Raw genomic sequence first — 19,054 nt, forward strand, 5'->3', positions numbered from 1 at the left:
CTTCTCCGGGCGGTCCTGTCACGCACGTCATCGCCCCGGGGCGGAGCGGGTCGCGGCCGTGCCCCTCACCCGGTGAGGCGGTATCCCATCCCTCGTACGGTGCTGATGCGCTCGGCCCCGACCTTGCGCCGCAGCGCGCGCACGAACACGTCCACCACGTTCGAACCCGGGTCGTGGTCGTAACCCCACACGTGGGAGAGCATCTGCTGGCGCGAGAGCACCTGGCCCTCGTGCCGCATGAGCAGCTCCAACAGCGCGAACTCGCGTGCGGTCAGGTCCACCGTGCGCTCCTGCACCGAGACCCGGCGGGTGCGCAGGTCGAGCGAGAGTCCGCCCGCCTCGATCACGGTCAGGTCGGTGGTGCGTTCGGCACGCATGCGCAGGCGCACACGCGCGAGGAGCTCCTCGAACCGGAACGGCTTGGTGACGTAGTCGTCCGCGCCGATCTCCAGCCCCGTCACCGTGTCGTGCACCCCGTCGCGGGCGGTCAGGATCACCACGGGAACGTCCGTTCCCAGCGCCCGGATGCGCCGCAGCACGTCGAACCCGTCGGTGTCGGGCAGCCCGAGGTCGAGCAGCACCAGGTCGAAACCGCCGGTGACGGTGTAGTCGACCGCCGCCGCCCCGGTGCCCACCACGGTGGTGGTGAACCCGCTGGCGGTCAGGCCCTTGCGGACGAACGAGGCGATGCGCTCCTCGTCCTCCACGATGAGGATGCGGCTCACACGTGCTCCCTTCGGGACTGGGTGGTGTCGGGCACGACCAGGGTGAACGTCGACCCGGACCCGGGCGCCGAGCGCAGGTCCACGCGCCCGTGGTGGGCCTCGGCGATGGCACGGACGATGGCGAGCCCCAGGCCCGCGCCGCGTTCCCCGCGGGGGGTACCGCCGCGTGAGAACCGCTGGAAGATGCGGCCGTGCTCGGCGTGCGGGATCCCGGGGCCGTCGTCGGTGATCCAGAACAGCGCGCTGCCTTGGTGCACGGTCGACCCGATGCTGATCGTGCCGCCAGGCTGCGTGTGGCGCACCGCGTTGGCGGCCAGCTGCACCATCGCCTGGGTGATGCGCTGCGGGTCCAGGTGCCAGGTGGCGTCGCCGATCGCCTCCAGGCGCCAGTCGCGGTCGCCCAGACCGCGGATCTTGGCGTCGATGTCGCTGGTCAGTTCGGCCAACGACACCGTGGCCGGGTGCAGGAAGTCGGGTTGCTGGGCCTTGGCGAGCAGCAGGAGGTCCTCGACGATCCGGCCCATGCGGTCGAGCTCGTCGGTGACCAGCCGCACGACCTCGCGGCGTTCCTCGGGGTCGTCGCCCATGAGCTCGAGGTGCCCGCGCACGATCGTGATGGGTGTGCGCAGCTCGTGCCCCGCGTCGTCGACGAACCGGCGCTGCTCGGTGAAGGCGCCCTCCAACCGGTCGAGCATGCTGTTGAACTGCTCGGCGAGGGAGGCGATGTCGTCGCGTCCGCCGGTCACGTCGATGCGCCGGGTGAGGTCCTCCTCGGTGATCTGCGCCGCCGCCTGCCGTACCTGCTGGGCCGGCTGCAGGATGCGTCCGGCCACCCACCAGGCGGCGGTGGCCGCGAACACCAGGCCGAACAGGCTGACCAGCGTGACCGTGGCCATGGTCGAGGCGACGGTCTCGCGGTCCTCTGCGGTGAAGTAACCGATGACGAACCAGCCCGCGGAGCCGTCCTGGCCGTCCGGGGGATGCACGCGGATCTTCTCCCACTCGACCGGGCCCTCCTCGGTGTCGAGGGTGCCGCGGGCGTCGGGTGAGTTCAGGATCTGCGCGGCCGCCTCCGGGTCGGCCGACAGGTCCAGCGGCGGTTCCGAACCCTGGCGGAACCGCCCCGAGTCGGTCTCCGTGCCCGGTGCGCTGCCGCCGCCCGGGACCGCGGAGGGTTCGTCGACCCAGCCGAACAGGATCTCCTGGTCGTCGGGGTACTGGCGTTCCAGGTGCACTCGCATGAGCTCGCCGACGTCGGTGAAGTCGTTGCCGGTCTCGGGGTCGGTGCCGACCGCCGCGAACTCCTCGAACTCGCCGATCTCCTGCGACAGCGCCTGGTCGACCCGTTCGTCGGTGCGCGAGGTCAGGGCGCTCCAGGTGACGAGGTTGACCAGCACCAGGACGAGCCCCATGAGGGAGGCCACCCACACGGTGATGACCAGGCGCGCCGACACCCGGCGGCGCTGGGGCGGCTCGGGCATGGGCTCGCGCATGACGACGGTCGGGTACAGGAGCGTGTGCCCCGAACCCCGTCCGGCCGCGGCGGCCCGGTGCGAGCCGAGGTCCTCGGTGGTGGCCTCGCTGCCGCGCGGTCCGTCAGTCGTCATCGTCGTCCTCGTCGCAGTCGTCGTCCCCGTCGTCGTCATCATCATCGGCGCAGTCGCCGCCGGTGCCGGGAGGGGGCGCTTGAGGGGTCGTGCTCGGGGACGGCGTCGGGCTCGGCTCGGCCGCGGGGGCCTCCTCGTCGTCGTGCACTCCGTCGCCGTCGCGGTCCACGACCGGGGGAGGCGGCGCCACGGAGTCCTCCTCCGACGGCGGGGCCGGCGCGGTCTCGGGCGACTCGCCGACCACGACCTCCACCGGTGGCGAGACCCGGGCCTCACCGCTCCACAGGAACCACACCAGGGCCCCGGCGGCCAGTACGGCCAGGGCCCCGGCGACGACGAGGACGACGCGTGATCTCATGACAGGAATCCTTCCCGACCGAGACGCACACAGGATGAAGTGCACATGAGGAACACTTCATCTTCGCTGGTCCGTCAAGGGGCGGGCGCCGTCTCCGGCTCGCTGTCGCGCTCCGGGCGGCGGGGTTCCGGGGTGTCGCCGACCGTGAGGAGGCGGATCCCGTACGCGGCCCCGAGCCCGCACACCACGGCGACCGCGATGCCGATCCACCCGCCCGCGTAGGCCTCGCCCATGAAGGCGACGCCCACCACGGACGCCGCGACCGGGTTGACCAGGGTGGTGATGCCGAGCGGGGCGCCCAGGTCCATGCCCTGGTAGGCGCCCTGGGCCAGGAACAGGCCGGAGACCGCGATGACGGCGGTGGCCGGGAGCGACGGGTCCAGGAGCCCGGACATGCCTGTCTCCGGGATCACCAGGACCGCGGTCTTGGCGGTCGCGGCCGAGACCCCGAACGCCACCCCCGCCGCGGCCGACAGCAGGTAACAGCGCCAGGCGGCGGAGTTGAAGCGGTGCGCGATCCACGCGGTGGCCGACAGCAGTGCCACGGTGCCCACGGACAGCACCACGGTGTCGGCAGGGTCGAGCACGCCGCCCTCACCCGAGGTGACCGTCACCGCGAGCAGCAGCCCGAGTGCGATCACGGTCAGCCCAGCCCCGCGCCACTCGCGGCGGGTGACCCCGCGTCCGCCCAGCCGCGCCGACCAGGGGACCCCGATGACCAGGGTCAGCACGCCCAGCGGCTGCACCACCGTCAGCGGGGCGAACGCCACCGACGCGACCTGGAAGACCGCACGTCCCGCGTTGAAGACGATGGAGATCCACCACAGCGGGTGCCGCAACAGCGCGGCCAACCGTCCCTCGCCCAGTCCGGTCAGCCGGACGGCGAGCCTGCGCTGCGCCACGGCCGCCGCCGCGTAGGAGACACAGGACAGGACACCGAAGAAGACACCGATCCACATCGCCCAAGCCATATCCGGTGGGAGGGACCGGCCGAACCGTCCGGTTCGTCCCGAGCACGTCTCGTCACCGGATCGGTATCAACCGGGCATGGGTGCGGCGGTCACGGGCGTACCGCGGTCACGGGCGTGCGGCGCCGTCGCGGTACAGGCCCGCCACCACCGTCTCGATGTCCGAGCCCGGGTCGCGTGCCCTCAACCCGTCGAGGCCGCCGTCGAAGGCCACGGACCCGCGGTCGATGACCACGACCCGCTCGCACAGGCGTTCCACGTCGCCGAGGTCGTGTGTGGTCAGCAGGATCGTCGTGCCCTCCTCCCGGTTGAGGCGGGCGAGGAACGACCGGATCGTGGCCTTGCTGACCACGTCGAGCCCGATGGTGGGCTCGTCCAGCACCAGCAGGCGCGGGTTGTGCAGCAGCGCCGCGGTGAGGTCGCCGCGCATGCGCTGTCCCAGGCTGAGCTGGCGCACCGGGGTGGACAGGAACGGGCCGAGTTCCAACAGTTCGGTGAGTTCGGCGTACCGGTGGGCGTGCTCGGCGGCCGGGACCCGGTACAGGTGGCGGGTGAGCTCCAGGCTGTCGCGCAGGGGCAGGTCCCACCACAGGCCGGTGCGCTGTCCGAAGACCACACCGATGCGGCGGGCCAGGGTCGTGCGGCGGCGCGACGGTTCCAGACCCGCCACACGCAGGCTTCCGCGCGTGGGGGAGAGGATCCCGGTGAGCATCTTCATCGTGCTGCTCTTGCCCGCGCCGTTGGGGCCCAGGCAGGCGACGATCTCCCCCGGCCGCACCGTCAGGTCGATGCTGCGCACGGCGGGCACCACACGCTTGACGCGGCGGGGGAACCGTCCCTCGGCCACGGTGAAGTCGCGGCCGATCCCGACCGCCTCGACCATCGCTCGGGCGGTGTGTTCTTCGGTCGTCATGGTCAGCTCCCGGTGGATCGGTAGTGGCGCAGGCCGGTGCGCCAGGCCAGGGCCGCGACGGCCGCGGCGAGCACGGCCACGGCGGGGCCCGCGAAACGCAGTGCGTCGGGAAGGCCGGTGGGGTCGGGGCGGTCGAGCACGTACAGGACGGGCTGCCAGCTCACGAACGCCAGCGGAACGGTGAAGGTCACGGCCCGCACGATGCCCTGCCCGTAGACCGCCAGGGGGTACTCGGTCAGGGCCTGGCCGCCGTAGGTGACGGAGTTCGCGGCCTCGCGGGCGTCGGCGACGAAGAACTGCAGGCACGCGCCCACGAGCCACACCGACGCACAGATCACCACCCCCGAGACCATCAGGACGGCGAACACGAGGGCCTTGCCGGCGGTCCACTCGGGTGCGGCCCACCAGAGACCGGCCGCGAGGATCCCCAGGGCGGGGAGGATCTTGCCGAGGCGCCGCGGGGAGAAGTCGTCGGTCGCCATCTGCACGAGCGGGGAGACCGGGCGCACCAGCATGGTGTCCAGCTCCCCCGAGCGGATGCGTTCGCCGAGGCGTTCGACGTTGCCCATGAGCAGGTCGGCGGTGCCGAACGCCGCCGCGGCGAGCCCGTAGACCACCATGCCCTCGGCCATGGAGAAGCCGGCGAGCTCTCCGGCCCGCCAGAAGACCACGAGCACGGCCCCGAACTCCGCGACCACCGAGAGGACGACGCCCGTGGTCATCAGGGCCAGACCGGCCGGGTACTGGAACGCGGTGCGCGTCCAGGTCCACGCGAGTCGGGCGTAGTCCTGCACCGGGCGCGGCACGAGGTGCGGGACGCGTCGCGGGGCGATGGGGTCAGCCACCCTGGACCACCACCTTCCTGGTGGCGCGGCCGGTCACCCACGCGCCCAGCCCGAGCAGCACGGTGGCCCAACCCGCCTGGAGGGCCAGGCCGCCCAGGGCCGACCCGCCGGGCAGGGTGTCCTTGCCCAGATAGATCTCGGCGGGGATCTGTACGAGCGAGGCCCACGGCAGGAGCCGCAGGACGTCGGCGACGGGTGCCGGGAACAGCGCCAGCGGCAGCATCATGCCCGCGGCGACCGGACCGACGAAGCCCATGAGTGTCCACAGGCCGCGCACGTCGAGGATCCAGAAACCCGACAGTGTGTACAGGTAACGCAGGGCGAAGCCGAGCACGGCGACGAGCAGGAGCGAGACCACCGTGGCCAGGGGTGCGTCGGGGGCGGCCAGGTCGAACAGCAGTGCTCCGACGGCGAAGGTGGGAAGGCCGCGCCAGGCGAACGCGAAGGTCGCGCGGCCGAGGTCCTGCGCCAGCCACCAGCTCTGCAAGGGGACGGGCCGCAGGAGGTCCATGGCCACGTCGCCGGTGCGGATGCGTGTGCTCAGGTCGAGAGAGGGGCCCGAGATGATGAGGGTGACGCCGATGAGCGCCTGGCCGATGAAGACCTGTGTGACGGCGTCGGTCGCGTCGTAGCCGTTGATCTCGGGGCGGGCGCCGAAGAGCGCCAGCAGGACCATGGCGTTGATGGCGCCGAAGACGGAGTTGGTGAGGACACCGGCCAGGGTGGCGGCGCGATAGGTGGAGTAGCGGCGCAGCCCTCGGGCATACACCGCGCCGTGGACCAGCAAGGAGCGGCTCCGGACGGGGCGGACGGACAGGACGTGGCCGGGTCCGGTGCCGCGCTGAAGGCCTGCACCGGTTCCGGGGGTTCGGCACGTCCCTGATGCCGTGCGTGTCAGGTCCGGGTCGCCGCGAAGGACCGAACCTAACACGTTCGGCGGCGCCGTGTTCGGTGATCCCGTGGTTGTCCACAGGCTGTGCACAAGGTCTTGCCACGGCCACCGGAGCCCGGGAACCTCGAAGTCACCGCTCTCCTCCGGCTGAGGTGCATCTCTCGGTCGGAGCGCGCGGCGGGACACCGGACCGGGACTGGGTATGCCACCCGGATGTCCGGGCCACCGAGGCCACGAACCAGGAGGGAGGCGCCGGATGGGCGGTCACGTCATGAACGCGCGGGAGAATTTGGTGCGGCAGGCGCTGGAGGGGCTGGAGGTCTCCGACGGCGACCTCGTCCGCCTCCACCGCGATCCGGACTTCGTCACCCGCGCCGAACCGGCACGGGACAAGGTCGCGCTGGTCTCCGGCGGGGGATCGGGGCACGAACCCCTGCACACCGGGTTCGTCGGCCGGGGCATGCTCGACGCCGCCGTGCCCGGGGACGTCTTCGCCAGCCCCAACGCCCTGCAGGTGCGCGCGGCGATCGAGGCGGCCGACACCGGGCGCGGCACCGTCCTGGTCATCAAGAACTACACGGGCGACGTGCTGAACTTCAACATCGCCGCCGACCTGCTGTCGAAGACCCACACCGTCGAGACCGTGCTGGTCGACGACGACCTGGCCACCCGGAGCGAGGACGAGGGCGGCCCCGGCCGGCGCGGGACGGCCGCGGTCGTGGTCACCGAGAAGGTGTGCGGGGCGGCGGCCGAGGCCGGAGCACCCGTCGAACGCGTCCGCGACCTGGGCCGGGAGGTCGTCTCCCGCTCGGCCACGCTCGGGATGTCCTTCCAGGCGCCGGTCAACCCGCTCACCGGGCTGCGCTCCTTCGACCTGGAGGAGGGCGAGATCGAGTTCGGTGTCGGTATCCACGGCGAGCGCGGTATCGAGACCCGTCCGGCCCCCGGGGCCGCCGACCTCGTGGAGAGCCTGGCCGCCCCGCTGGTGGAGTCGCTCGGCCTCGGCCGCGGTGCACCGGTCCTGGCCGTGGTCAACGGGCTCGGCGCCACCCACGGCCTCGAACTGTCGGTGGCCGCGCTCGAGCTCCGCCGGTACCTGGAGGGGCAGGGCCTGCGCCTCGAACGCACCCTGGTCGGCCCCTACGTGACCTCGCTCGACATGAAGGGCGTCTCCATCACACTCACCGCCCTGAACGACGAGCTGGCCGAACTCTGGGACGCACCGGTGCACACGCCGGCGCTGCGTTGATCCACGACGGGCTGATCCACCACGGGAAGAGGGAACACATGACCGACACAGGTGACGCCGCCCGGCTGAGCGGCCCGGAGACGAAGGCCTGGTTCCTCGCCTTCGCCGACCGGGTCTCCCGGGGCGCCGACGACCTCACCGACCTCGACCGCAGGGCCGGCGACGGCGACTTCGGCTGGAACATCGACACCTCCCTCGGGCGTGCGCGCTCGGCCCTGGAGGGTATCGACCCCGGCCACCCGGCCGAGGTCTTCCGGACGGTCTCCGACACCTTCCTCGCCTCGGGCGGCACCAGCGGGCCCCTGTTCGGGCTCTGGTTCGGCCGCGTGGCGCACGGGCCGGAGGCCCCCTGGGCCGTCGCCGACCTGGCCTCGGTCTTCGACACCGCCACGGCCGCGGTCCAGCGGCTGGGCGGCGCGCAGGTCGGCCAGAAGACCATGGTCGACGCGATGGCCCCGGCCGTGCAGGCGCTCGCCGGCAGCGCCTCGACCGGGTGGCGCGACGCCCTGCGCGAGGCGGCCGAGGCCGCCTACGCCGGCGCCGAGAGCACCGGCGGCATGGTCGCCCGCAAGGGCCGGGCCAGCTACCTGGGTGAACGCGCCGCCGACGTGGTCGACCCCGGTGCGCTGTCCATCGCCTGGTTCTTCGCGAGCGCCGCCGACGTGTGACCGGGGGAGCCCGGCACGGACCTGGCCGGTCGGAGGACCCGCTCCGACCGATCGGCCGATCCGTGTCCGGGCCCGTCCGCGGGAGTCTGGGGACCGACCGATGCACCACCTGAGGAGACCCAGATGTCCACACCGGACGCTCGGACACGGAAGGAACGTGTACTCGCGCCCGACCTCGCGCGCGGGTTCATGCTGCTGCTCATCGCCATGGCCTACGCGGGGGTGTACGCGGGTGTCGGCTTCAGCACCGACGCCTCGGGGGAGGGCCCGCTCGACCGCACCGCCTCGGCCCTGACCCACCTGTTCCTGGACAACCGCGCCTTCCCGATGTTCGCGATCCTCTTCGGGTACGGGATGGCGTGGATGGTGAGCCGCCAGGCCGACCGCGGGACCGGTGACCGCGAGATCCGGCGCCTGCTGCGCCGCCGCGGATGGTTCCTGCTGCTCTTCGGGTTCGTGCACGCCCTGTTCGTCTTCCCCGGGGAGATCCTGACCTCCTACGGCCTGGCCGCCCTGGTCACCGGGTGGCTGCTGCTGCGGTCGAACCGGGCGATCGTGCGCGCCGCGGTGGTCTTCGCGGTCTTCTACGTGGTCACCGTGCCGCTCGCCATGATCGGCATGCAGGCCGGCATGGAGATGGAGGGCGCCGAGGGGTCCTTCGCGGTGCCCGGGTACCTCACGTCGGCGGACTGGTTCGAGCGGCTGTTCGGCCTGCCCTTCGGCCCCGTGTTCATCGGTGTGGCCTACCCGCTGTTCCTGCTGGTCGTGCTCGGATACCGGGCCGGTCGCGCCCGTATCCTCGACGACCCGCAGGCGCACCGCCCGCTGCTGGTGCGCATCGCCGTGGTCGGCATCGCGGTGTCGGTGGCCGGCGCGGTGCCCTCGGCGCTCATGGCGCTCGGTGTGCTCGCACCCGGGGTGGTCGAGGGAGGCCTGCTGCTCGCCCTGCAGGTGCTGACCGGGGTGTTCGGCGGTGCCGGGTACGCGGCGGCCTTCACCTTGCTCGCGATCCGGCTGGAACGCCGCAAGGGCCCCGCCACCCGCGCCATCGCCGCGATGGGGGAGCGCTCGCTGACCTTCTACATCCTCAACTCGGTGCTGGTCGCCGTTGCTCTGCACCCCGATCTCGTGGGGCTCGGAACCACCGTGGGCGGTTTCGGCGCGCTGGTGACCGCGGCCCTGGCCTGGTCCGTGTCGCTGGCCCTGGCGGCCTGGCTCGGGAGCACCGGGCGCCCCGGGCCGCTGGACGCCCTCATGCGCAGGTGCGTGTACGGGGGGCGGGCACGCGCCCGCACGTGAGGAACGGTGGTGCCGGGTGCCGCGCGTGGACGGCGCGGCACCCGGCACCCCACCCGGTGGGACGTTCGTCCACAGATTCGGTCCCGGGGGCGCGCGGATCCCGCCTTCGGGGCACAATGGTGGATATGGCTACCCCTCTGTCATCCCCCGTACGGATCCCCGACAGATTCTCCGCCAGGTCCGCCCTGATCGCCGTGGCCACCGCCGGTGTCCTGGCGGTCGGCACGGCTCTGGTATCCGCACCCGCCACCGCTGCGCCTGCCCCCGCGGCCCCGGCGGCCTCGGCCCCCGCGGTCTCCTCCGCGCCCGCTTCCCCGGCCCCGGCCGTGTCGCAGGCGCCCGCCGAGACCGGGATCACCGAGGAGCTGCGTTCCGGTGACAGCGGTGCCCAGGTCGAGGCGCTCCAGGAGCGTCTGGCCGAGCTCGGGTACTGGATCGACGGCGCCGACGGCGAGTTCGGTCTGCACACGGAGCACGCCGTGATCGCGCTCCAGAAGGCAGGCGGTCTCGACCGCGACGGCATCGTCGGCCCCGCGACCCTCGAGGCCCTCGAGGACGGCGTGGTGCCCTCGGCGACCACGTCCGAGGGCGCGGTGGTGGAGATCGACCTCGACAACCAGCTGCTCCTGGTCGTCTCCGACGGCGAGGTGCAGCAGACCATCCACACGTCCACCGGTTCCGGCGAGCCCTACGAGGGCGACGACGGCAGCGAGCGTGTGGCGACCACACCCACGGGCACCTACGACGTCTTCCGCGAGGTCGACGCCTGGGACCCGGGCCCCTACGGTTCGCTGTACAAGCCCAAGTACTTCAACGGCGGTATCGCGGTGCACGGCTACCCGAGCGTGCCCGCCGAGCCCGCGTCCAAGGGCTGCGCCCGGGTGAGCCTGGCCGCGATGGACTGGCTCTGGGAGAACGGACACCTGGACATCCACGCCACCGTCGTCGTGCACTGACCCGCACCGACGCACACACGGCAGGGGCCGGGGGCATCGCCCCCGGCCCCGCGCGCGTCCCGGCCCGGTTGCCCTCTGCCTCCGGCCGAGAAGCCCGATGGCGGGGTCCGCAAGCACGCTGGTTCCGGGCGCCTGCATGTGTGGCCGGGCCACGGCACCGGTGGGTGCCTGCGGCATGCCTGTGCCCTGGGCAGGGCTGGACGCGGGGCCTTCGGCCCTGCATGTGAGCGTCCGCCCTGTGCGGGTGTGCGTGCCTGCGGCACGCCTGACTCTGTTTCCGGGCCACCTCCGCGTCCCGGCCCGGTGTGCGCCCCGGGCGCGTGTGCGTGCGAGCGACTGCGGCAGGATGAACCCGTCGGGCGGAGCCGCCGCCCGCGGGGAGAGGGTGGTGCCGTGCCGTTCCGAATCGCGACCCGTCCCGGGAACAGCGACCGGGACAACGAGGACTTCGCCGCCGCCACCGACCGCACCGCCGTCCTGCTCGACGGGGTGAGCGGCCGGCCCGGCGACGGGTGCGTGCACGGCGTGGCCTGGTACACACGGCGGCTGGGCGCGCTGCTGCTCGCCGGCGTCGAGTCCGGGGCGCCGCTCCGCGAGGCCCTCGCGGGCGCGATCGAGCAGGCCTCCTCCCTGCACGCCGACACCTGCGACCTCACCCGGCAGGAGACCCCCTCGGCCACCGTGGTCGCGGCCCGGATCAACGGGGACCGGTTCGAGTACCTGGTGCTCTCCGACTCCGTGCTGGTCGTGGCAGGGAGGGAGGGCGCACGCCTTCTTGCGGAGACCCGCCTGGACGACCTGCGCGCCGAACTGGCCCGTGCCCCCTACGAGACGGAGCCGGGGACCCCCGCCCGCGCGGAGGAAGAGCACCGGCGCCGCCACACGATCCGCGCGTACCGCAACGTCGACGGCGGGTTCTGGACGGCCGGGGCCGATCCCCGCGCGGCCGGTGCCGCCGTTTCCGGTTCACTTCCGCTCGACGGGGTACTCGGGTTCGTGGCGATGACCGACGGGGCCTCCCGCGCCGTCGACGTTTTCGGCGCCCACGACTGGGACTCCGCGGCCGGACTGGCGCTCAAGAGCGGCCCACTCGCCCTGATCGACCAGGTCAGGTCGTTGGAGGCAGACGACCCGGACGGGCTCCGGTACCCCCGTGGCAAACGCAGTGACGATGCGACCGTGCTGACCTGGGAACCGGGTTCCGGTCAAGGCTGAAAAACAGTTTCGGTTCGGCTTTTACGGCGCCCTGAGAACGTGATCTATACAAAAATCCGGCCGTGGGACGTGTGACCGAGAAAGAGAGGGCCTCCGCGCGTTTCTCCCGGTGGCCGCGCCGTCACACGCAGAACAACACCGGCGCCGAACATGAAACGTTCACGTTCCCCCTCCCGTTGTGGGACAGGGCTTCCCGTGTCCGGGAGGTAAGAAGCTTTCGCGGGTCCGAAGCGTCCGGTAGATTTCACCCAGGACGAACAGCCGGGGATCTTCTGCACCCGGCACGATCCACCCCGCTCCAGGCGATCTTCTCGCCCCGGTGCCCCCTGCCCGAAACGTCGGAGGGCACCACCGAAACCCGCAGCAGTTTCGCGAAGGGAGCCTTTCCTTGTCCCCCACGGGCGTCCTCGAACCGACCGGGCCCAACCGATCCCTGGCCGCGGCGGCCCGCCCCGACCCTCTGCACGCGCGCACGCCCGCAGAGTTCACGCTCACCATGCGGCGCTGCCTCGCCTGGGCCGGAGGCCCCAGCTACCAGGAGCTGGAGTACCGCAGCGGAGGCACGGTCAGCGCATCGGCCTTCCGCGCCGCGCTCGAGACCGAAGACCTGCCCCGCTACGTCATGCTGCTGGCCTTCGTCACCGCCTGTGTCGGCGAGGACGAGGCCGAGTGCCAGCGCTGGATCGCAGCCTGGCGCGCCCTGCGCCGCGAGACGGACGACCAGCTCGCGAGCTGACCGGCCCCTCCGGCGCAGGGCGGCCGTAGGCCACACGCCTCAGCCGGAGATGGAACGCCCCGCGTACTCCGGCGCCTGCTCCAACTCGGCGGCGATGCGCTCGGCGACCTGGTCGGGGAAGGCCACGGCCCGCCCCTGCTCCTGGTCGACGTGGAGCGCCAGGATCTCCTCGGTCGCCACCAACGCGCCGTCCACCCGCATCTCGTGGCACAGGCGCAGCTTCTTCGTGCCCGCACCCACGACCCGGGTCAGCACCTCGAGCCCGGCGTCGGCGCCCACCTCGTCGAGGTAACGCACGTGCGCCTCCACCGTGTACAGCGAGCACCCGGATCCCTCGCGGTACTCGGGTCCCAGCCCGACGTGCTCCATGAGCGCGTCCGTGGCGTAACCGAAGACGAAGACGTACCCGCCCTCGGTCAGGTGGCCGTTGTAGTCGATCCACTCCGGGCGCACCCGCTCGGTCAGGGTCGTGCTCATGCCTGCCCCTCCCCGCGCTCGGCGGCCTCCTCGCGCTCGACCTCCTCGAGCGCGCGCATGATCGCGATCATGCGGCGGTCGCGCTGCGCGATGAGCTCGGCCGTGGAACGCCCGTCCACGACCTCGTCGGTCTGCTCCACCATCCGGTCCCGCAACTCGGTGGTGAGCTCCGGCGCCTCCAGACGGGTCCACGGGGCCTTCAGCGACGGACCGAAGTGGTCGAGCATGTGCGCCATGCCTCCCTCGCCCCCGGCCAGGTGGAACGTGGTGCACGGACCGTGGAAGGCCCACCGCAGGCCGGGACCGTCGGTCATGGCCTGGTCGATCTGCGCCACGGTCGCCTCACCCTCGGCGACCATGTGCAGCGCCTCGCGCCACGCGGCCTCCTGGATGCGGTTGCCGATGAAACCGGGCAGCTCCTGGTCCATCGTGATCACGGACTTGCCGGCCAGGCGGTAGAACTCCGAGGCCCAGTCCACGGCCCACTGCTCGCTCTTCTCACCGCCCACGACCTCGACCAGCGGAACCAGGTACGGCGGGTTGAAGGGGTGCCCGACGACCAGGCGCGACGGGTCGGCCGCCTTCACCTGCATTTCGGACATGCTGTATCCGGACGTGGAGGAGCCCACCACGACCCCCTCGGGGAGGGCCGCGTCGATCTCCGCCAGCAGGTCGGCCTTGAGATCCAGGCGCTCGGGCGCGCTCTCCTGCACGAAGTCGGCGCCGGCGACCGCCTCGGCCAGCGTCGGGGCGACCGTCAGGTTGTCCTTGGAAGCGCCCTCGGCCAGGCCGAGCCGCTCCAGCGCCGGCCAGGCCGAGTCCACCAGGGAACGCAGCTTCTGCTCGGCGTCGGGTGCCGGGTCCCAGGCCACGACCTGGTAACCGCGGCCGAGGAAGTGGGCGACCCAGCCCCCGCCGATCACGCCGGCGCCGATGCAGGCGACCGTGCGCACGGACTCGGGGGAGGTCTTGGCGATCTTTGTCATGTCGGGCCTCTCGGGGTGCGTCGGTCGGGGATCAGGCGTTCAGGCTGCGCAGGTTCAGCTGCTTGCGCGCCTCGTCGGGGGTGGCCACGCGGGCGCCGAGCTGCTCGATGATGTTCACGGCCTTCTCGGTGAGCTGGCCGTTCGTGGCCTTCACGCCCTTGCTCAGGTAGAGGTTGTCCTCCAGGCCCACGCGGGCGTGCCCGCCCATGAGCACGGACTGCGCCAGCCACGGCATCTGCTTGCGGCCGATCGAGAAGCTGGCCCACTGGGCGCCCTCGGGCAGCATGTTCACCATCGACTGCAGCACCGCCGGGTCGGACGGGGCGCCGTAGGGGATGCCCGTGCACAGCTGGAACAGCGACGGGTCGTCGATGAGGCCCTCGGCGTGCATCGTCTTGGCGAACCAGAGCTGGCCGGTGTCGAAGATCTCCAGCTCGGGGCGCACGCCCAGCTCCTGGATGCGCTTGGCGCCGGCGCGCAGCATGTCCGGGGTGGAGATGTAGACGTTGCTGCCGTCGCCGAAGTTGAGGGTGCCGCAGTCGAGGGTGCAGATGTCGGGCAGGATCTGCTCGACGTGCGGCAGGCGGTCGAGCCCGTTGACCAGGTCGGTGCCCTCCTCGAACTTCAGCGGGTCGTCCTGGCCGATGACCAGGTCGCCGCCCATGCCCGCGGTCAGGTTGATGACCACGTCGATGCCGGTCTGGCGGATGCGGTCGACGACCTCGCGGTAGAGGGCGTTGTCGCGCGAGGGGGCGCCGGTCTCGGGGTCGCGCACGTGGATGTGCACCACGCTGGCGCCCGCCTCTGCGGCCTCCACCGCGGAGGCGGCGATCTGCGCGGGCGTCACGGGCACGTGCTCGCTGCGCCCCACGGTGTCACCGGCCCCGGTCAGGGCAGTGGTGAGGATGACGTTCTGGTTCAGGGTGTCGCTCACGAAGGATCTCGCCTTTCTCTGGGCGTGGCTGATCGCCCCCGGGCGGGATCCCCGCCGGGGTCGGATGCTCTGGGAGTGTCGGGCGTGCTCGAGGGCCGCGTCGGGGCCGGTCGGACGTGTCCGGGGGCCGGTTCGGTCCTGCTCCGGTCCCGCGTCAGTCCCGTTTCAGGAAGTCGCGCTCGATGAGTTCGTGCAGGGTGCGCCGCATGTGGCCGACGGAGCGCCCGGGCATGCCGGTCATGACCTGGATGCCCATGCCGTCGATCAGCGCGGTCAGCCGTTTGGTCATCTCCTCGGCGCCGTGGTCGGCGAAGACCCCGGTGTCGATCCCCTCGGTGAGGGTGCGGGCGATGGTCTCGTGCCAGCGCCGGTAGGAGTGTGCGTGGATCTCGCGCATCTCCGGGTCGAGCGCTGCTGAGGTCCACACCTGCATCCAGATCGACCACTCCAGCTGGAGCCGCTCCGAGGCGGGCAGCTGGAGCTCGATCAGGCTGAGCAGGCGTTCGTGTGCGTCCTCGATCTCGTGCAGCCCGGCGACCTGTCGGTCGAAGGCCTGCTTGACCGAGTGGCGCAACGCCTCCTCGAGCAGGTGGTTGAGGGTCGGGAAGTGGTAGTGCACGGTCGCGCTGGAGGTCCCGCACGCCCGGGCGACCTGGGCCACCCGCACCGAGTGGAACCCGCGCTCGGCGATGAGCGTCCACGCGGCCTCGATGATCTGCAGTCTTCGGTTGTGTTCCTTCACGGCCAGCGGGCGGTCGGCCGGGCCCGCCGGAGGCGCCGCCACGGCTGTGTCCCGCGGCGCCGCCGCCACCGTGACCGCGTCGTCGTCGCCGTTGAGCAGCCAGTTCACGGTCACGCCGGCCTCGAGGGCGATGGCCGCCAGTTCCTCCGGGGTGAACCGCCGCCGGCCCGTCAGGGACTTGGACAGTTTGGTGGGGTCGATGCCGAGCCGGTCCGCGAACTCCCGCTGGGAGATCCCCGACCTGTGGATCGCCGCACGGGCCCTGTCGCGCACATCGTCGGTTGCTTCGCCGTTCACGGCAGCGAACGTAGCAGTGTCGTAGCGATTATCGCAACGGAAGTGGTTTGCTGCTTCGTTATGAACAGCGCTCCCACGGAGGCGTTGCGATGGCTCAACCCCTGGAACTGGGGGATTTTCGCCGTTTCCGGATCTTGATCCTTCACTCAGGATCGCAACGATGCGATGTTTGACTGGTTGATTAGTCAAGCGCAAGGGAGTAGCACTGGGGAAGTTGTGACCCCGGCGTCGGAGGTGACTTGAGTCATCCGTTGGAACATCGATCCCAAAGTCTTCTGGCCATCGCTGATCCTCGTGGTCGGCTTCACCGCACCGTTCGTGTTCGCCCCGGAAACGGGTGAACGTCTGCTCGGGAGCGTGTTATCGCGTCTCGAGTCGGACTTCGGTTGGGTCTACATCTGGTTCGTCCTGGGCCTGGCCGTCCTGCTGATCTGGCTCGCGTTCAGCCGTTTCGGCAACATCAAGATGGGCAAGCCGGAGGACCGCCCCGAGTTCTCCACCCCCACCTGGCTCGCCATGCTCTTCACCGCCGCGATCGGCGGTGGCCTCATGTACTGGGGCATCATCGAGTGGGCGCACTACTACACCGAGCCGCCCTACGGCCTCGAACCTCGCGGCACCGAGGCCGCGGAGTGGGCGGCCACCTATCCCCTCTTCCACTGGGGCCTGACCGCGTGGGCGGTCTTCTGCGTCCCGTCCCTCGCGCTGGCCTACGCCTACCACGTGCGCAAGGTCCGCAGGCTGCGGCTCAGTGAGGCCTGCCGCGGCGTGCTCGGCGACCGCGTCGACGGTTGGGCCGGGCGCCTCATCGACGTCCTCTTCGTCCTCGGCATGATCGGCGCCGCCGGTACCTCACTCGGACTGGCCGTGCCCGCCGTCTCCGAGGGCGCTTCCCGCATGCTCGGCGTCGATGCGACCGTCGGTCTGAACACCGTGGTCATCGGGCTCTGGACCCTGCTGTTCGGTGTCAGTGTCTTCTTCGGCCTGCACAAGGGCCTGAAGCGGCTGGCCAACCTCAACCTGTACCTGGCCGCCGCACTGGGCCTGCTCATCCTCGTCGTGGGGCCGGCGGTGTTCATCCTGGACACCTTCACCAACAGTGTCGGCATGCTCGCGCAGAACATCGTGCGCATGAGCACCTACATGGACCCCGTCGGCGGTTCCGGCTTCGAGGAGGTCTGGACGGTCTTCTACTGGGGCTGGTGGATCTCCTACGGCCCGTTCGTCGGCATGTTCTGCGCGAAGATCTCCAAGGGCCGCACGGTCCGGCAGATCATCATCGGCATGTGCGGGTTCGGCAGCCTCGGCTGCTGGCTGGCGTTCGCGCTGCTCGGCAACTCCGGCCTGGCCTTCGAGCTGCAGGGCACCGCGGCCATCGCCGACACCCTGGAGGCGGAGGGCGCCGTACCGGCGATCTTCGCGACGCTCGAGGCGTTCCCGCTCAGCGGCCTCATCACGGTGCTGTTCCTGGTGCTGCTGATGATCTTCCTGGCCACGACGCTGGACTCGGCCTCCTACATCATGGGTTCGGCCACCTCCAAGGACCTGCCCAACGAGGTCGAGCCGGCCCGCGCCAACCGTGTGCTGTGGGCGCTCGTCCTGGCCGGGGTGTCGGTGTCGGTCATGTCGGCCGGCGGAACCGACGCGTTGCAGACCCTGTCGGTCGTGACGGCGTTCCCGTTGATCGCCGTGCTGACCCTGGTCGCGTTCTCCCTGGTGCGCTGGCTGCGCGACCACGAAAGCGCCACCGCCGTGGTGCCCGCGAGCGCCACGGAGGCCCACGACCCCGAGGCCGAGGACCCGGGGATCACCGCCTCCGAGGACAGCGGAGCCCCGGACGACGACGGTCGCGGACGGCCCCCGGCCGAGCCCGTCGGCTGACTCACCCCCCGCCGCCGGGCGCGCCCGGAACCGGAGGGCGCCGGACCACGGTCCGGCGCCCTCCGGTCGTGTGCGGGTGAGATCGCGCTCCTGGCCGGGGCGGGCGCGGGGGCGGTCGTCGTGGCGACCCTGGTCACCGTGCCGCTGCTGCTGCGCACGATGCGCCCCGACGGCCTGCGCTCGGAGTGACGGACCCGGGGCCCGGGTTCAAACGCCGGGCTCCGGGACGGGCCCCGGCTCGCGGGGTTCGCGCGGTTCACGGCGCACGTACTGGGTGACGAGCCCGGACAGCAGTGCGCCCGCCGGCACCGCGACCGCCACACACGCCCACACCGGCCACTCTGTGAACGCGCCGAGGAGGGCGCTCGCGAGCAGGCACAGCACGATCGCTCGCGGCAGGCGCGACGCGGGGCGAGGCCGGACCGGATGCATCGGCTGGGGCGGGGTGTCCATGGTGGCGGCTCCTTCGCCGTCGGGGTGCTCCCACCATCATCCCCAGGTCGCGGTGTCGGGGTCCAATCCGTGGTGGCGGGCGTTGGCGTCGATGGCCGTGCGCAGCCAGTCCGCGGTCCCGGGTTCCAGCGACTCGAGGTGGTCCCGGAACCCGGGGTCCTCGGCGTACATGCGCCCGATGATCACGTGCATCGACCGTGTGCAGTCGAAGTACTCCGCGATCGAGGCCCGGTGGCGTTCGGCCAGCGTGTGTGCCCGTTCGCTGCCGGGGTCGATACCGGAACGCACCGCCTCGGCCAGGTCCGCGTTGAACGCCTCCACCCCGGCGGTGATGCGGCGCCAGTCGTCGGCGGTGCGTTCGGCCGCACGCTCGGTGTACTGCGCCCACTGCTCGGTGTGGCCCCACCTGGTGCGTGCCTGCTGGGCCCAGTCCGGGTTCCAGTCCCGGCCGAAGACCGCGACCTGGTCCTCGGCGGACAGCAGGAGCCCGGACTCGCGGGCCTCGGCGAGCCGGTCGAGCGCGTCGGCCATGCCCTGGAGGCGGTCGATGCGGGCACGGAGGCGGTCGCGTTGGTGCAGGAGTGCGTCGGCGGACTCCTCCGGAGGGGCGTCCAACAGGCGTGCGGTCTCCTCGAGGGAGAGGCCGAGTTCCCGGTGGACGACCACCCGGTGCAGGCGCGACAGGTCGGCGGCGGTGTAGAGGCGGTACCCGGCGGGCGAGCGACCGGAGGGGTGAACGAGGCCGATCTCGTCCCAGTGGTGCAGGGTGCGCACGGTCACGCCGGCCAGGGACGCCGCCCTGCCCACGGTCACCGGTTCCTGCGCCGGGTCGGATCGTTCGCTCACGCCCTCC

The 19,054-nt window shown here is 71.8% G+C and carries 19 protein-coding genes and 1 pseudogene; 7 read left to right on the forward strand and 13 right to left on the reverse strand.

The genetic code is table 11. The annotated features are described in order from the left end of the window. Positions 1–65: 65 nt before the first annotated feature. From IDM40_RS05690 to IDM40_RS05720, 7 genes and pseudogenes are all read right to left on the reverse strand, one after another. Positions 66–725, reverse strand: coding sequence for a response regulator transcription factor (locus IDM40_RS05690; RefSeq protein ID WP_193120846.1), 660 nt, complete (start codon positions 723–725; stop codon positions 66–68). Continuing rightward, positions 722–2,332 carry a sensor histidine kinase gene (locus IDM40_RS05695; RefSeq protein ID WP_193120847.1) on the reverse strand — a complete coding sequence of 537 codons (1,611 nt, stop codon included), beginning with the start codon at positions 2,330–2,332 and terminating at the stop codon, positions 722–724. The genes IDM40_RS05690 and IDM40_RS05695 overlap by 4 nt, the downstream gene beginning before the upstream one ends. Beyond that, complete coding sequence (locus IDM40_RS05700; RefSeq protein WP_193120848.1) at positions 2,322–2,690, reverse strand: hypothetical protein; 369 nt, start codon at positions 2,688–2,690, stop codon at positions 2,322–2,324. Before IDM40_RS05700 ends, IDM40_RS05695 begins: the two co-directional genes overlap by 11 nt. 74 nt (positions 2,691–2,764) lie before the next feature. Next, entirely contained in the window at positions 2,765–3,649 is an 885-nt protein-coding gene (locus IDM40_RS05705) for a DMT family transporter (RefSeq protein WP_235997351.1), read from the reverse strand. A gap of 178 nt (positions 3,650–3,827) precedes the next feature. Continuing rightward, positions 3,828–4,571: pseudogene (locus IDM40_RS05710) on the reverse strand (ABC transporter ATP-binding protein); the annotation flags it as partial. Positions 4,572–4,573: 2 nt separating this feature from the next. Next, positions 4,574–5,416, reverse strand: coding sequence for an ABC transporter permease (locus IDM40_RS05715; protein ID WP_407939931.1), 843 nt, complete (start codon positions 5,414–5,416; stop codon positions 4,574–4,576). Beyond that, positions 5,409–6,203, reverse strand: coding sequence for an ABC transporter permease (locus tag IDM40_RS05720; protein WP_193120851.1), 795 nt, complete (start codon positions 6,201–6,203; stop codon positions 5,409–5,411). The genes IDM40_RS05715 and IDM40_RS05720 overlap by 8 nt, the downstream gene beginning before the upstream one ends. Before the next feature lie 361 nt (positions 6,204–6,564). Between IDM40_RS05720 and IDM40_RS05725 the strand changes: the two genes are divergently transcribed. From IDM40_RS05725 to IDM40_RS05750, 6 genes are all read left to right on the forward strand, one after another. Next, positions 6,565–7,557, forward strand: a complete 993-nt coding sequence (locus IDM40_RS05725; protein WP_193120852.1) for a dihydroxyacetone kinase subunit DhaK — start codon at positions 6,565–6,567, stop codon at positions 7,555–7,557. 38 nt (positions 7,558–7,595) lie between these two features. Next, positions 7,596–8,225, forward strand: a complete 630-nt coding sequence (dhaL, locus tag IDM40_RS05730; protein ID WP_193120853.1) for a dihydroxyacetone kinase subunit DhaL — start codon at positions 7,596–7,598, stop codon at positions 8,223–8,225. Positions 8,226–8,348: 123 nt separating this feature from the next. Further along, a complete protein-coding gene (locus IDM40_RS05735) occupies positions 8,349–9,524 on the forward strand; it encodes a DUF418 domain-containing protein (RefSeq protein WP_193120854.1) in 1,176 nt (391 codons plus the stop codon). 116 nt (positions 9,525–9,640) lie between these two features. Continuing rightward, positions 9,641–10,480: a L,D-transpeptidase family protein gene (locus tag IDM40_RS05740; RefSeq protein ID WP_193120855.1), complete on the forward strand. Its 840-nt coding sequence runs from the start codon at positions 9,641–9,643 to the stop codon at positions 10,478–10,480. Positions 10,481–10,873: 393 nt separating this feature from the next. Continuing rightward, positions 10,874–11,695, forward strand: a complete 822-nt coding sequence (locus tag IDM40_RS05745) for a hypothetical protein (RefSeq protein WP_193120856.1) — start codon at positions 10,874–10,876, stop codon at positions 11,693–11,695. Positions 11,696–12,083: 388 nt separating this feature from the next. Continuing rightward, complete coding sequence (locus IDM40_RS05750; RefSeq protein ID WP_193120857.1) at positions 12,084–12,431, forward strand: hypothetical protein; 348 nt, start codon at positions 12,084–12,086, stop codon at positions 12,429–12,431. Between the two features lie 39 nt (positions 12,432–12,470). Here the strand turns inward: IDM40_RS05750 and IDM40_RS05755 are convergent, their stop codons facing one another. The 4 genes from IDM40_RS05755 to IDM40_RS05770 all read right to left on the reverse strand — a co-directional run bounded on the left by IDM40_RS05755 (position 12,471) and on the right by IDM40_RS05770 (position 15,867). Continuing rightward, positions 12,471–12,908 carry a thioesterase family protein gene (locus IDM40_RS05755; protein WP_193120858.1) on the reverse strand — a complete coding sequence of 146 codons (438 nt, stop codon included), beginning with the start codon at positions 12,906–12,908 and terminating at the stop codon, positions 12,471–12,473. Then, positions 12,905–13,894, reverse strand: coding sequence for a 3-hydroxyacyl-CoA dehydrogenase NAD-binding domain-containing protein (locus tag IDM40_RS05760; RefSeq protein WP_193120859.1), 990 nt, complete (start codon positions 13,892–13,894; stop codon positions 12,905–12,907). The genes IDM40_RS05755 and IDM40_RS05760 overlap by 4 nt, the downstream gene beginning before the upstream one ends. Before the next feature lie 31 nt (positions 13,895–13,925). Beyond that, complete coding sequence (locus tag IDM40_RS05765; protein ID WP_193120860.1) at positions 13,926–14,828, reverse strand: BKACE family enzyme; 903 nt, start codon at positions 14,826–14,828, stop codon at positions 13,926–13,928. Positions 14,829–14,982: 154 nt separating this feature from the next. Beyond that, positions 14,983–15,867 carry a TetR family transcriptional regulator C-terminal domain-containing protein gene (locus tag IDM40_RS05770; protein WP_193120861.1) on the reverse strand — a complete coding sequence of 295 codons (885 nt, stop codon included), beginning with the start codon at positions 15,865–15,867 and terminating at the stop codon, positions 14,983–14,985. Positions 15,868–16,161: 294 nt separating this feature from the next. Here IDM40_RS05770 and IDM40_RS05775 point away from each other — a divergent pair, with 294 nt between their 5' ends. After that, entirely contained in the window at positions 16,162–17,748 is a 1,587-nt protein-coding gene (locus IDM40_RS05775; RefSeq protein ID WP_407939932.1) for a BCCT family transporter, read from the forward strand. A gap of 207 nt (positions 17,749–17,955) precedes the next feature. On the opposite strand, the gene IDM40_RS05780 is transcribed toward IDM40_RS05775, so the two are convergent. Both IDM40_RS05780 and IDM40_RS05785 read right to left on the reverse strand, forming a co-directional pair. Next, the gene (locus tag IDM40_RS05780; protein WP_193120862.1) at positions 17,956–18,201 is read right to left on the reverse strand and encodes a hypothetical protein; all 246 of its coding nucleotides are present in this window, start codon (positions 18,199–18,201) and stop codon (positions 17,956–17,958) included. Positions 18,202–18,237: 36 nt separating this feature from the next. Beyond that, positions 18,238–19,047 (reverse strand): MerR family transcriptional regulator, encoded by an 810-nt coding sequence (locus tag IDM40_RS05785; RefSeq protein ID WP_328806947.1) that lies wholly within the window; start codon positions 19,045–19,047, stop codon positions 18,238–18,240. Between the last annotated feature and the right edge of the window lie 7 nt (positions 19,048–19,054).

The sequence above is a fragment of the Nocardiopsis coralli genome (assembly GCF_014892575.1).
GTDB classification, from domain to species: domain Bacteria; phylum Actinomycetota; class Actinomycetes; order Streptosporangiales; family Streptosporangiaceae; genus Nocardiopsis; species Nocardiopsis coralli.

Excerpts from the sequence above, each read along its gene's own strand:
- IDM40_RS05695 (WP_193120847.1), bottom strand. The coding sequence starts at position 2,332 with ATGACGACTGACGGACCGCGCGGCAGCGAGGCCACCACCGAGGACCTC.
- IDM40_RS05700 (WP_193120848.1), bottom strand. The coding sequence starts at position 2,690 with ATGAGATCACGCGTCGTCCTCGTCGTCGCCGGGGCCCTGGCCGTACTG.
- IDM40_RS05705 (WP_235997351.1), bottom strand. The coding sequence starts at position 3,649 with ATGTGGATCGGTGTCTTCTTCGGTGTCCTGTCCTGTGTCTCCTACGCG.
- IDM40_RS05725 (WP_193120852.1), top strand. The coding sequence starts at position 6,565 with ATGGGCGGTCACGTCATGAACGCGCGGGAGAATTTGGTGCGGCAGGCG.
- dhaL (WP_193120853.1), top strand. The coding sequence starts at position 7,596 with ATGACCGACACAGGTGACGCCGCCCGGCTGAGCGGCCCGGAGACGAAG.
- IDM40_RS05735 (WP_193120854.1), top strand. The coding sequence starts at position 8,349 with ATGTCCACACCGGACGCTCGGACACGGAAGGAACGTGTACTCGCGCCC.
- IDM40_RS05740 (WP_193120855.1), top strand. The coding sequence starts at position 9,641 with ATGGTGGATATGGCTACCCCTCTGTCATCCCCCGTACGGATCCCCGAC.
- IDM40_RS05755 (WP_193120858.1), bottom strand. The coding sequence starts at position 12,908 with ATGAGCACGACCCTGACCGAGCGGGTGCGCCCGGAGTGGATCGACTAC.
- IDM40_RS05760 (WP_193120859.1), bottom strand. The coding sequence starts at position 13,894 with ATGACAAAGATCGCCAAGACCTCCCCCGAGTCCGTGCGCACGGTCGCC.
- IDM40_RS05780 (WP_193120862.1), bottom strand. The coding sequence starts at position 18,201 with ATGGACACCCCGCCCCAGCCGATGCATCCGGTCCGGCCTCGCCCCGCG.